Origin of the sequence: Roseovarius sp. S88 (assembly GCF_037023735.1) — a bacterium.
In the GTDB taxonomy this organism is placed as follows: Bacteria; Pseudomonadota; Alphaproteobacteria; order Rhodobacterales; family Rhodobacteraceae; genus Roseovarius; species Roseovarius phycicola.
Map to the genome: position 1 here is coordinate 2,253,931 of NZ_CP146069.1, position 13,091 is coordinate 2,267,021.

11 protein-coding genes are annotated in these 13,091 nt (G+C 57.8%); 8 read left to right on the forward strand and 3 right to left on the reverse strand.

The genetic code is table 11. From position 1 onward, the window contains the following. Nucleotides 1–128: 128 nt before the first annotated feature. Nucleotides 129–1,982, forward strand: a complete 1,854-nt coding sequence (locus RZ517_RS11415; RefSeq protein WP_338548360.1) for an ABC-F family ATP-binding cassette domain-containing protein — start codon at nt 129–131, stop codon at nt 1,980–1,982. Between the two features lie 41 nt (nt 1,983–2,023). Further along, nucleotides 2,024–2,605 carry a retropepsin-like aspartic protease family protein gene (locus RZ517_RS11420; protein WP_338548361.1) on the forward strand — a complete coding sequence of 194 codons (582 nt, stop codon included), beginning with the start codon at nt 2,024–2,026 and terminating at the stop codon, nt 2,603–2,605. A gap of 74 nt (nt 2,606–2,679) precedes the next feature. On the opposite strand, the gene RZ517_RS11425 is transcribed toward RZ517_RS11420, so the two are convergent. Both RZ517_RS11425 and RZ517_RS11430 read right to left on the reverse strand, forming a co-directional pair. After that, the gene (locus tag RZ517_RS11425; protein WP_338548362.1) at nt 2,680–3,150 is read right to left on the reverse strand and encodes a DNA polymerase III subunit chi; all 471 of its coding nucleotides are present in this window, start codon (nt 3,148–3,150) and stop codon (nt 2,680–2,682) included. Further along, nucleotides 3,150–4,622, reverse strand: coding sequence for a leucyl aminopeptidase (locus RZ517_RS11430; RefSeq protein WP_338548363.1), 1,473 nt, complete (start codon nt 4,620–4,622; stop codon nt 3,150–3,152). Before RZ517_RS11430 ends, RZ517_RS11425 begins: the two co-directional genes overlap by 1 nt. A gap of 194 nt (nt 4,623–4,816) precedes the next feature. Between RZ517_RS11430 and lptF the strand changes: the two genes are divergently transcribed. From lptF to rsmA, 6 genes are read left to right on the forward strand one after another with little or no spacing between them, the layout of a single operon-like run. Continuing rightward, nucleotides 4,817–5,953: an LPS export ABC transporter permease LptF gene (gene lptF / locus RZ517_RS11435; protein WP_338551141.1), complete on the forward strand. Its 1,137-nt coding sequence runs from the start codon at nt 4,817–4,819 to the stop codon at nt 5,951–5,953. After that, nucleotides 5,950–7,041 carry an LPS export ABC transporter permease LptG gene (gene lptG, locus RZ517_RS11440; RefSeq protein ID WP_338548364.1) on the forward strand — a complete coding sequence of 364 codons (1,092 nt, stop codon included), beginning with the start codon at nt 5,950–5,952 and terminating at the stop codon, nt 7,039–7,041. Before lptF ends, lptG begins: the two co-directional genes overlap by 4 nt. Then, entirely contained in the window at nt 7,038–9,245 is a 2,208-nt protein-coding gene (locus RZ517_RS11445; RefSeq protein WP_338548365.1) for an LPS-assembly protein LptD, read from the forward strand. Before lptG ends, RZ517_RS11445 begins: the two co-directional genes overlap by 4 nt. Nucleotides 9,246–9,250: 5 nt before the next feature. After that, nucleotides 9,251–10,495 (forward strand): peptidylprolyl isomerase, encoded by a 1,245-nt coding sequence (locus tag RZ517_RS11450; RefSeq protein WP_338548366.1) that lies wholly within the window; start codon nt 9,251–9,253, stop codon nt 10,493–10,495. Beyond that, nucleotides 10,495–11,469, forward strand: a complete 975-nt coding sequence (pdxA, locus tag RZ517_RS11455; protein ID WP_338548367.1) for a 4-hydroxythreonine-4-phosphate dehydrogenase PdxA — start codon at nt 10,495–10,497, stop codon at nt 11,467–11,469. The genes RZ517_RS11450 and pdxA overlap by 1 nt, the downstream gene beginning before the upstream one ends. Then, a complete protein-coding gene (gene rsmA, locus RZ517_RS11460) occupies nt 11,466–12,311 on the forward strand; it encodes a 16S rRNA (adenine(1518)-N(6)/adenine(1519)-N(6))-dimethyltransferase RsmA (protein ID WP_338548368.1) in 846 nt (281 codons plus the stop codon). The genes pdxA and rsmA overlap by 4 nt, the downstream gene beginning before the upstream one ends. Nucleotides 12,312–12,390: 79 nt before the next feature. On the opposite strand, the gene RZ517_RS11465 is transcribed toward rsmA, so the two are convergent. Continuing rightward, a complete protein-coding gene (locus RZ517_RS11465) occupies nt 12,391–12,942 on the reverse strand; it encodes a DUF4167 domain-containing protein (RefSeq protein ID WP_317054933.1) in 552 nt (183 codons plus the stop codon). Between the last annotated feature and the right edge of the window lie 149 nt (nt 12,943–13,091).

Sequence of the window (13,091 nt, forward strand, 5' to 3'; positions counted from 1 at the left end):
CTTTATCCTTTGGGAAATTCGGCCCAGGCCCCACGCCCGCGCCGCAGAATTGGCGCCCCACTAACATGCAAGCCCCGCTTTGAAAAGCCGCGATTGACCTCCCCTCTGCGATAAGGCACCCAAGGGCCATGCTCAGGTTCGACAACATAAGCTACGCGGTTGCCGGGCGCCCTTTGATTGAAGGAGCGTCTGCTGTCATACCGGACGGTCACAAAGTTGGTCTTGTGGGCCGCAATGGCACCGGGAAAACCACGCTTTTCAAGCTGATACGCGGCGAACTTGCGCTGGAGACAGGCGATATTTCCCTGCCCTCCCGCGCCCGCATCGGCGGGGTGGATCAAGAAGTCCCGGGCAGTGAAATCTCGCTCATCGACACAGTTCTGGCCGCGGATACCGAGCGCGCTGCACTCTTGACCGAATCCGAGACCGCCGAAGACCCGACACGGATTGCAGATATCCAGACCCGCCTTGCTGATATTGATGCCTGGAGTGCAGAGGCACGGGCCGCGTCGATCCTCAAAGGGCTTGGATTTACCAAGGATGAGCAATCCATGCCCTGCTCTGCCTTTTCCGGCGGCTGGCGCATGCGTGTGGCCTTGGCCGCTGTGCTTTTCACCGCTCCTGATCTTCTGCTCCTCGATGAGCCGACCAACTATCTTGATTTGGAAGGCGCGCTCTGGCTTGAGACATATCTAGCGCGTTACCCGCACACAGTCATCGTCATCAGCCATGATCGAGGACTTCTGAACCGCGCGGTTGGCTCGATCCTGCATCTCGAAGACCGCAAACTGACCCTCTATCAGGGGGCTTACGACACGTTCGCCGAAACCCGCGCCGCGCGGCTGGCCAATGCCGAAGCCGAGGCGAAGAAACAAGACGCACGTCGCGCGCATCTGCAATCCTATGTGGATCGCTTTCGCTACAAGGCCGACAAGGCCAAACAGGCGCAGTCCCGCATCAAGGCTTTGGAGCGAATGAAGCCCATTTCGCGGCCGCAAGAGGCCGCCTTGCGCCGGTTTACCTTTCCAGAGCCTGAAACGCTCTCACCGCCCATCCTTCGCCTTGAGGGGGCCGCAACCGGCTATGGTGGCGAACCGGTTTTGCGCAAACTTGATCTGCGGATCGATCAGGATGACCGCATCGCCCTTCTTGGACGTAATGGCGAAGGAAAATCTACACTTTCCAAGCTTTTATCAGATCGCCTTGATGTTCTTGAGGGCAGGAAACATAACGCATCCAAACTGCGCGTGGGCTATTTCGCCCAGCACCAAGTCGACGAATTGCGCATCAATGAGACCCCGCTGGATCATCTGCGCCGCCAGGTGGACGAAACGGCGCAGGCCAAATTGCGTGCGCGTCTCGGGGGCTTTGGCATAGGCGCGGATCAGGCCAACACCAAGGTAGGGCAACTCTCAGGCGGGCAGAAGGCGCGCCTCTCACTCATGCTCGCCACGCTTGATGCGCCGCATATGCTCATTCTCGATGAACCGACGAACCATCTGGATATCGAAAGCCGCGAGGCGCTGGTTGAGGCCCTGACTGCTTACACCGGTGCGATTATTCTTGTGAGCCATGACATGCACCTGCTCAGCCTCGTGGCAGACCGGCTCTGGTTGGTTCATGGCGGCACGGTGGTGCCCTATGAGGGCGACCTGCAAAGTTATCGCGCGATGCTGTTGGAGCAAAAACCACCCGAAAAAGCCAAAGCCTCCCCTTCTGCCAAACCCAAACGCCCCTCGCGCGATGCCATTCTGGCTCTACACCAAGAAGTTAAAACCTGCGAAGCACGCGTCGAAAAGCTAAACGATATGCGTGACCGGATATCGGCAAAGCTGGCGGACCCGGCCATGTACGACGACGCCAGCACCTCAGACATGGAGGCCTGGCAACGCAAATACAGCGAAGTCATGGAGGGCCTTGACCGCGCGGAGGCGCTTTGGATGGCGGCTCTGGAACGTCTGGAGGCAGTCGATCCGCGATAAAGACGCTGGCGGCGCGCAAAAAGAGGCCTTATATCAAACTCATGAGTGGTGACGATACAGCCCGCCTTTTGTACCTGGTCCTTCTGGGATGCGCCGTTGTGGGGTGGTTTTTCGCCCAGAACCGCACGTCTTGGGGCAAGAACGCGCAATATGCCGTGATCTGGGGGTTGATTTTCATCGGCGTGATCGCCGGTGTTGGGTTGTGGGGCGACATTCGCAACACCGTCTCCCCGGGCCAGTTCACCACCGTGGGCGAGGACCAGGTTGTCCTCAAACGCGACTTGGACGGACATTACTATGTCACCGCCGAAATCAATGGACGCCCGGTGGATTTCGTTGTCGACACAGGCGCAACCCTCATCGTCCTGACCCAAGAGGATGCCGAGCGCGTCGGACTGAGCACCGACAGCCTCGCTTTTGTCGGGCGCTCCAGCACCGCCAATGGCATGGTAACCACAGCACCAGTCCGTCTCGACAGCTTCGTCATCGGCCCCATTGAAGACCGCGGCATCGCCGCAAGCGTCAATGGCGGCGAATTGGATCAATCCCTCTTGGGCATGAGCTATCTGGAACGCTTTTCCTCAGTCGAGATACGCGATGGACGGCTCATTTTGACGCGATAGCTCTTTCTTCTTGCTCAAAATATCCCAGGGTTTGGGGCCGCGCCCCAATCCTGCAACCTGCGCGGCGCAGCCGCTCAATCGGCCTCCGCCTCATGCTTCTTTTCCCAACGGCCCGAGGCTTCGGACCAATACTGCGCAGCACAACCCGCTTCCGTCAGAGCCTTCCATTGCCCCCGAGCATGATTGAGCGCGGTCTCGTCATTGCCATCAAACAAGACACACGCCCGTTCCAACGCGCCCACCTCCTCAGCACTCACTTCAGCGCCATCAATCGCCATCAAGCACTGTGCGTTGTTGGCCGTGGTATTCGTATCCCGGCTCAGCAAAATCGGCTGACGCGCGTCATGCGGGCCACCGGCGCGGCCATGCGGCAGGAAACTCTCATCCGGTCCCAGCCACAGTTTTTCGTCCAGCCAATCGAGACGCGCATCCTCGACCCCGCGCACAAGCACGCGCCATCCAGCACCACGCGCCTTGCCCAGAATCTGCGGCAAGGTCACTTCAAGCGGGTGTCGTGTCAGATGATAGAAATAAACAGCCCCCATCACGCGCCTTCGAAATGATCCGCCACAAGCCGATTGAGCGTCATCACACCCCAACCGGTCGCGCCCTTAGGCGCAAAATCCGTGTCTTTACTGACCCGCGCCGTGCCCGCAATATCCAGATGGATCCACGGCATACCGTCTTCGATAAAGCGTTGCAGGAACTGTGCCGCAGTGATCGAGCCTGCGGGCCTGCCACCGACATTCTTCATATCGGCAATGTCCGATTTGAGCTGCTTGTTATAGGCCTCTCCCAAAGGCAGACGCCATGCCCCCTCCCCTTCGGCCCCGGCGGATTTCAGCAGTTTATTGCAAAACCCGTCATCATTGGAAAAGACGCCTGTGTTTTCATGACCCAAGGCAATGATCACGGCTCCGGTCAACGTGGCCAGATTCAAAATCGCGGCGGGTTTGTACTCTTTTTGCGCGTGCCACAGCACATCGGCCAGCACGAGGCGCCCCTCGGCATCGGTGTTGATGATCTCCACCGTGTCGCCCTTCATGGACGTCACGACATCACCCGGTCGCGTGGCCTGCCCCGATGGCATGTTTTCCACGAGCCCGACAAGACCCACAACATTGGCCTTGGCCTTACGCAAAGCTAGCGCCTTCATAGTGCCAACGACAACGCCTGCGCCGCCCATGTCCATGGTCATTTCTTCCATGCCTGCGGCCGGTTTGAGGGAAATACCGCCGGTGTCAAAAACAACGCCCTTGCCCACCAAAGCCAGTGGCGCGTCGCCTTTCTTGCCCCCCGACCATTCCATGATCGCCACTTTGGAGGGCGTGACAGAACCATGTCCAACCGACAAAAGCAGGTGCATGCCCAGCTTTTCGAGGTCTTTTTCCTCCAGCACAGTGATTTTCAGCCCCAGATCGGACATTCCCGAGATGCGATTGGCAAATTCCACTGTGGTCAAATGATTGGCGGGTTCTGAGACCAGATCCCGGGTCATCAAAACCCCTTCGGCCACCGACAAAAGCGGGGCTGCGGCATCGCTGACTTCATCGGCTTTGGTGACCATCATCGTCACCGGCGCCTGCAGTTTCGGTGGCTGCGACTTGCGCTCTGTAAAGGCATAGGCGCGCAGCGCGATCCCTTGGGCCAAATCCGCAGCACGTCGGACTTGAGGCGCCACAACCAAAAGCGCGTCTTCGCCCTTGGATTTGGCCAGCGCCGCGCCACCCTTGCGGGCCTCAATGTCGCTTGCGTTCCGTTCAAGACAGAGCACATCCAACGCCTTGGCCCCCAAGCCGACGGGCCATGCGAGAGTTGTGACTTCTCCGTCCTTGGCCTTTTCCCAGGCCTCACTTTCCAAAAGCCGCTTCAACGCGTTTTTCGTCAATCGATTCACGCGGCGCGCACCTGCGTCCATTTTACCAGAAGCCGGAATCACCACCGCAACACGGCCTTCAAAACTGGCAATAGCCTCAAGGTCGAGTTCAGAAAATTCAATGGAAACGGGTTGGGTCATGACGGCAAATCTCCCGGGCGCTGTCTGGTTGTTGACCCTAGACCTAGCCTGTGCGCTGACCCTTGACCAGAGCCTCTCCGCCAGCGACTAAAAACGTGAAGGATTGACGGTTTCCCCCGCCCGGCAAATCCATTACTTTGCTTCCCAGTACGGCTGAGGTTGGGGGATTGTTTGTGACCAGATTCGACAGATACATGCTGTCGCAATTCATGGTGCTCTTTGGGTTCTTTGCCCTTGTCCTTGTGTCGATCTTCTGGATCAACAAGGCGGTGCGTATGTTTGACCGTCTCATCGGCGACGGCCAACCAGCTTGGGTATTCCTGGAATTCACCGCTCTGACCCTGCCCGGCGTGATTGGTGTTGTCCTGCCGATCGCCGCCTTTGCCGGAACGGTCTACGTCACCAACCGAATGACCACCGAAAGTGAGCTAACTGTCGTGCAAGCCACCGGGTATTCGCCGTGGAGGCTTATTCGACCGGTGCTTATTTATGGCGTTTTCATTGCTTTGATGATGTCGATCCTGAGCCATTACCTCATTCCCAAAAGCCTAAGCCAGCTGCGCTTGCGCCAGACCGAGGTAAGCCAGAACATCACCGCGAAGCTCCTGACCGAAGGCGAGTTTTTGCACCCTGCCCCCGGCATCACATTCTACATCCGCGAGATCACACCCGAAGGCGAGCTTCAGGATGTGTTTCTGTCTGACCGCAGAAACGAGGAAAACCCCGTCACCTACACCTCAACCCAGGCGTATCTTGTGCAGGAAGGGGATGGCACCAAGCTTGTGATGGTGGATGGCTTGGCCCAAAACCTGCGGACGGATGGCAATCGTTTGTTCACCACGCATTTTGACGACTTCTCCTACGACATCAGCGCACTGATCACCCGCGATCCAACCAACCTGAACCGGGTGACATTCACACTGACCGGTGATCTGTTGTTTCAACCCGACGTCGTTTCTGCGGCAACCGGGGCAACCGAGGCACAAATTCTGTACGAAGCGCATGGAAGATTTTCCCAGGCGTTGATGTGCATTGTCGCGGCACTTGTTGGGTTTTCCATGCTTTTGGTGGGCACCTATAGCCGGTTCGGTGTCTGGTGGCAGATCGTGGCGGCCTTCACACTCTTGGTCCTGATCAAGCTTATAGAGGGCGGCGTCAGCGGGGTGGTTCTGTCGCGGGCCAGCGCGTGGCCATTGATGTATTTGCCCGCAGCGACCGGTGTCCTGATCACCGTCATATTGCTTTATCTTGCGGCCCATCCCGGTGTCCTGCGCCGGTTCTTGCCAAAACGTCGCGCGAGCGACCCTCCTTCCGCGGAGGGCGTCTCGTGATCCTGCATTACTACTTCGCGCGCAAATTTTTCTGGATTTTCATGGCCATCACGATGGTGTTTGTCATCCTGCTCGCGCTGATTGACCTGGTGGATGAACTTCAGGACTTTCCCAACCTGCCCTTTGGCGATGTGCTCGAAATTGTTTTGCTTAACATCCCCCACGCCAATTACGAGATATTGCCGCTGGTCATGATCCTCGCTGCCGTTGCACTGTTCCTGCGTCTGGCGCGGTCCTCGGAGTTGGTTGTCGTACGCGCCGCCGGACGGTCAGCTTTGCGCAGCCTATTGGCTCCGGTCACAGTAGCCGCGGTGATCGGAATTTTGGCCATCACGCTCTTCAATCCCATCGTTGCAGCGGCCTCCAAACGCTACAACGATGTGGTCAGCGGCCATTTGGGGGGCGGCACCAGCGTTCTGGCGATTGCCTCCGAGGGTCTTTGGCTCCGCCAAGGTAGCCCCGATGGACAAACTGTCATTCATGCCGTGCGCGCAAGCTCGGATGTCAGCACGCTTTTCGGTGCCACATTCATCAGCTTTTCGCGCGATGGACAGCCCCTCGAGCGCATCATTGCGGAAACGGCACGTTTAACGCAGGGTGAATGGCAATTGACGGAAGCCAAGGTTTGGAACCTGTCACAGGGTGTGAATTCCGAGGCGGAAGCCCAAGTCAAACCCAGCCTTGCCATTCCATCAGCGCTGACGCAGGACCGGATTATTGATAGCTTCGGCAAGCCTGAATACATCGCCCTTTGGGATTTGCCCCGCTTCATAAACCAGCTTGAAGAGGCCGGGTTTTCTGCGAGACGCTATTCCGTGTGGTTCCAGATGGAATTGGCACGCCCTCTCTTTTTAGTGGCGCTGGTCATGGTGGCGGCGGCTTTCACAATGCGACATTCGCGACTGAGCAACACAGGTCTTTCAGTCCTGATTGCGGTGATGCTCGGCTTTACGCTGCACTATATTCGCAATTTTGCGCAGATCCTGGGTGAGAATGGCCAAATTCCCATTTACCTCGCAGCCTGGGCTCCACCTGTGGCGTCATTCCTGCTGGCGGTCGGCATTCTCTTGCATATGGAGGATGGATGACGCTTCGCGCCTTCATATGCTTTTTCGTTGTCCTGTTGTCGGTTTCGGCCCATGGCGCGTCTGCGCAATCTGAAACCCGTGCAACTGGAGTCGAAAAAGCCGATCCTGCAATTTTAGTCGCCGATGATGTCTATCTTGATGGCAGCGAGCAACTGGTCGCGACTGGAAATGTCGAAGCGCTTTACAATGGGCGTAGGCTTTATGCGAGCGAGGTTATCTATGACCGCACCGAAGAGCGGCTGATCATCACCGGTCCGATTCGCATCGAAGAACCGGACGGACAGTTTTTCGTGCTCGCCAACAGCGCCGCGTTAGATCGCGAAATGAACAACGGCATCCTGCGCGGTGCGCGTATTGTGATGGACGACCAGATTCAATTGGCGGCCAATGAGATTGCGCGCGTAAACGGGCGCTACAATCAGCTCTACAAAGCAGCCGTGACCTCGTGTCGGGTGTGCAAAACTGGACGTCCGCCGCTTTGGCAGATCCGCGCGCGCCGTGTTGTGCATGATCAACAGGAAAAGCAACTGTACTTTGATGATGCTCAGTTGCGCGTGCTTGATACGCCTATCTTGTACCTACCACGCCTGCGCTTGCCAGACCCCACGCTGGAACGGTCCACCGGATTTCTCGTGCCGTCCATCCACAACACATCGCTCTTGGGCTTTGGTGTGCGCGTGCCCTATTTCATCAAGATAGGTGACCATAAGGATTTAACGCTAACACCGTATCTGGCAACAGAAACGCGAACGTTAGAGTGGCGATACCGTCAGGCCTTCTACAACGGAAAAATTGAGTTCAACGGTGCATTCAGCGATGACGATATAGGCACTGATGACAGCCGGGCTTATGTCTTTGCCGAAGGAACTTTTTACCTCCCGCGCGATTTCGTCCTGCGCTTTGATATCGAAGCAGTCAGCGACGATACCTATTTGCTGGACTACGACTACTCCCAAAAAGACAGGCTAGACAGCGAATTGGAGATAGAGCGCGCTCGCAGGGACGAATACATTCGCGGCGCGATCACCGTTTTCCAGACTTTACGTGATGGCGAAAGCAACGAAACCCTGCCTACTGGCGTGATCAATGGCGAGTATGAGCGTCGTATTCCGCTGACAAACGCGCTTGGTGGCGAGTTAAGGCTTGGCTTTGAAGGGCACGGGCATTTCCGCAATTCGAGCCTGAATACGGATGGACCCGATTTTGACCCATTCGCAGATGGTCGCGACGTGGCGCGCCTGACGTTTAGCGCGGACTGGCGGCGCGGTTGGACATTGCCTGCTGGCGTTTTGGCTGAGCTTAAGCTTGGCTTGTCTGCGGATTTCTTTCGCATCCAGGACGCCGGGGTCACCAGCAGCTCTGAGGAGTCAGAGCTGACGCCCGAGGCGGCGATTCAATTGCGTTGGCCCTTGGTCAAGACCACGCAAGCCGGGTCGACACATATCATCGAACCTGTGGTTCAAATCGCATGGGTCGGCGGTCGCAACCCGTTTGTCCCCAATGACGAAAGCACCCAAATCGAGTTTGATGAAGGCAACCTATTTGCCACGTCTCGCTTCACCGCACCGGATAGACGGGAACGCGGCTTCAGCGCCGCGTATGGATTGAGTTGGTCGCGCTACGGCGTTGACGGATGGCAAACGTCCTTTGCTGTCGGTCAGGTCATTCGCGACGAACTTCAGACCGACCCCGCTGGCGGGGCAGCCTTCACCAACTCATCGGGGCTGCAAGACCGCTATTCTGATCTTCTCGTTGCTGGGCAAGTCAAAACTGTAAATGGTTTGACTTTCACCGCGCGTGGTCTGTTTGACGAAGATCTCTCGACCACCAAGGCAGAGGCGCGTGCAAGTCTGATCAACAAAGTGGCGCAAATCGGGGCAACTTACATCTGGTTGCGCAACGACCCTGCAGAAAACCGCCCTGGCAACGTGTCAGAATGGGCGTTTGACGCAAATTATCGCATCTCCAAACACTGGTCTGGCCAAGCCGATTGGCGCTACGATGTCGCCAGCGACGAGCCTGTGCGCGCGGGTCTTGGGATCACGTATGCAAACGAATGCGTTGACGTGACACTTTCGGCCTCGCGTCGGTTCACCTCTTCCACTATCCTCGAGCCAACAACTGATATCAGCCTTACTGTGGGGCTTCGCGGCTTCACCACCAAAACACGCGACAAAAGCTACGTGCGAACATGCAAAAACTGACCCAGATGACTCAGACATATCAAGCCGCCCTCAAAGGGTTTGTGATTACAGCCGGGCTGACTTTAGGTGCCTTGGCAGCTCTTTCGACGAATGCGCAGGCTCAAAACCTTTTTGACACTGCGATCAAGGTCAATGACCTGTCGATCACGCAATATGAAATTGATCAGCGCGCGCGCATGCTCTCGGTGTTTCGTGCACCGGGCGATCCAAGAAAACTGGCGCGCGAACAATTGATCGAAGACCGCCTCAAACTGGATGCGGCGCGTGCGATCGGATTCGAACTGGAGCAAGACCAGATCGAAGCAGGTATGGAAGAGTTCGCCTCGCGCGTTAACCTCTCGGCGACTGAACTCACCCAAGCGCTAGGCCAGCAAGGGGTCGATCCGACAACATTTCGGGATTTCGTCGCTGCGGGGCTGACCTGGCGCGAGTACACCCAGGCCCGGTTTGGATCCCGCGTGTCCGTGAACGAAGACGATGTGGACCGCGCGCGCAACGCCACGTCGGGTACAACCGGTGTTCGGGTTCTTTTGTCTGAAATCATCATTCCTTTGCAGCCCGGACAGGAGCAAGCAATCCAGGAACAGGCCAACCGGATCAGCGAATTTACCACCGAAGCCGAGTTTTCGGCTGCGGCACGTCAGTTCTCTGCTTCGCGCACCGCCGGACGTGGCGGGCGCATGGATTGGGTGCCGATTACCCAGTTGCCCGAAGGATTGCGCGCCGTCGTGCTGGGACTGGGCCCTGGCGAGGTCAGTGATCCCTTGCCTCTGGAAGGCGCTGTGGCGCTTTTTCAGCTTCGAAACATCGAAGAAACCGACGCGCCAAATCCCGAATACGAAGCCATCGAGTACGCAGCGTACTACATTGCCGGTGGACGCAGCGATCAGGCTTTGTCCCGCGCCCGGCAAATTGCGACTGACGTGGATACTTGCGATGACCTTTACGGTGTTGCGTTTGGCCAGGCACCCGAAGTGTTGGAACGCGGCAGCAAGGCCCCCAACGAAATCCCCTCTGACATCGCTGTCGAGCTCGCTAAGCTTGACCCCGGAGAGGTGTCTTACTCTCTAACACGGGCCAATGGTCAGACACTTGTTGTGCTGATGCTCTGTGGCCGGGTCCGGTCAATCGAGGGTGAGGGTCCAAGTGCGGAACAACTGACGAATTTCATTCGCAGCCGTCGCCTTGAATCTTTCGCAAATGGCTTTCTTGAACAGCTACGCGCCGAAGCGCGGATCGTCGAATTCTGATGTCGACGACACAGGGCCGGCGCATCGCTGTCACCTGTGGTGAGCCTGCCGGGATCGGACCTGAAATCATCGTCAAAGCGTGGCAGGCGCTGCGTGGTGAACTTGAGCTTTTCGTTATTGGTGATCCCGCACATTTTGCAGACTTGGCACCCTTGCAGGAACTGACTGATCCGGGCGTGAACTTGTCTGACGATGCATTGCCAATCCTCGCACATTCTTTTGACGCGCCCCGCATCCCCGGCTCACCTGACCCGTCCAATGCACAAGGGGTTGTAGACGCGATTGCGCGCGCTGTGGATTTAGTACGCACAGGCCAAGCAGGCGCTCTGTGCACGGCACCAATCCACAAGCAGGCTTTGCAGGACGGCGCCGGTTTCATCTACCCCGGCCACACAGAATACCTGGCTGCACTGGCCGAGGTAGATACGGTTGTGATGATGCTTGCCAGCGAGCAATTGCGCGTTGTGCCCGTTACTATTCACATAGCACTTGAAGAGGTGAAAGCGGCCCTGACACCAGACCTTCTTGAAGACACAATTCGGATCACCCATGCCGGATTGGTTCGGGATTTCGGCATTGCCTTCCCCCGCTTGGCCCTTGCAGGGCTTAATCCCCATGCCGGAGAAGGTGGCAAAATGGGGCGCGAAGAAATCGAGCTGATCGAACCTGTTCTGGACCGCTTGCGGCAAGAGGGCTTCGACCTGCACGGGCCGATGAGTGCGGATACCATGTTTCATGCAGCCGCCCGAGAAACCTATGACGTCGCGATTTGCATGTATCACGATCAGGCGCTCATCCCGATCAAGACGCTGGACTTTGACCGCGGCGTCAACGTCACACTTGGCTTGCCGTTTGTGCGGACCTCGCCCGATCATGGCACGGCGCTTGATATCGCGGGGCAAGGCATTGCCAACCCCAGCTCCATGATCGAAGCGCTTCGGCTTGCAGACCGCATGGCGCAGGCCCGGGAATGAGCGGGATCGACACGCTGCCGCCGCTGCGAGAGGTGATTGCGGCTCATGATCTGTCAGCACGCAAATCTCTTGGACAAAACTTTCTGCTCGACCTCAACCTCACCGCCAAAATTGCCCGTGTGGCAGGGGATCTGGCCGGTTCAGACGTGCTTGAGGTCGGCCCCGGCCCCGGTGGTTTGACGCGCGGTTTGCTGGCCGAAGGGGCGCGACGGGTTCTGGCGATTGAGAAAGACACACGATGTCTGGCCGCGCTTTCCGACATCGCAGAGGCTTATCCAGGGCGGGTTGAGGTGATCAACGCGGACGCGTTGGAGTTGGACGCAACGCAGCATCTCAACGCACCCATCAAGGTGGTGTCCAACTTGCCCTATAATGTGGGCACTGAGCTTTTGATCCGCTGGCTGACGCCCCCAACCTGGCCACCTTTCTGGCAAAGCCTGACGCTGATGTTTCAACGCGAGGTCGCCGAGCGCATCGTGGCGCAACCCGGGTCCAAAGCCTATGGTCGACTGGCGGTGCTGGCACAGTGGCGCGCGGAGGCCAAGATCGCGCTCAGCCTGCCGCCGGAGGCCTTTACGCCGCCCCCCAAGGTGTCGAGCGCCGTGGTACACCTAACGGCCCTGCCACAACCGCGCTTTGAAACTGATCAGAGGGTGCTGGAACATGTCGTGGCCAAAGCCTTCAACCAACGCCGCAAAATGCTGCGCGCGGCACTCAAGGGGCTGGCGCCAGACATCGAGGATCGGCTGATCGCTGCGGGGATTAAACCTACGGACCGGGCGGAGACGGTGGGTCTGGAACAGTTTTGCGCGTTGGCGCGCGGGATGGAGTCACCTCTGTAGGGTGGGTTTTCAACCCACCAAACCAAAACAACATTTTGCGTTATAGGCGGGATGAAATCCCGCCCTACCGAGGTGAATTTTACTCTGCTGCCTCAGAGGGCTCGCCCCCTGCATCCATCACCGGGGCTTCATCGCTCTCAGCCTGCTTCTTCGGCTTGCGCGGGCGCTTGGGCTTGGGCGGTGGAGCGTCAGACTGGCTTTCGGGCGTCTCGACCAACCCGCTTTCGGTGTCCGGCACATCCGGCTGCGCAAAATCAGGTTGGGGTGCATCGGCGAGGTCACCGCCATTCGACTCCCTTTCCTGCCGATGCGCGCGCTCGCGGTCCCGTTCGGCTTGGCGCTCGCGGTTCTGGCGTTCTTGTTCTTCGCGACGCGCGTCCTGCTCTTTTTGAGCGACGCTCAGAAGTCGCAGGTAGTGTTCCGCGTGTTGCTGGAAATTCTCCAGAGCGACCCTGTCGCCAGACAGTTGCGCATCGCGCGCAAGCTGATTGTACTTATCAATGATTTGCTGCGGTGTTCCGCGCACTTTGCCTTCCGGGCCTGAACTGTCGAACACACGATTAACGACATTGCCCATGGACGAACGGTTGCGGTTGGACTTGTTCCGCGAACGTGACTTCGATGATCTCATAACTAAATTGACAGCCTTATTGCTCTAAGCGCCTTTTCCAACCGGGTGGCGCCCCCTGCGCCAAGAATGAACCGGTCTGATGTGCTGGCTTGGTGTCGCGCCCGTTGCAGAGTGCAAACTCGCTGCGACACCATCCAGTAAGCATGCCA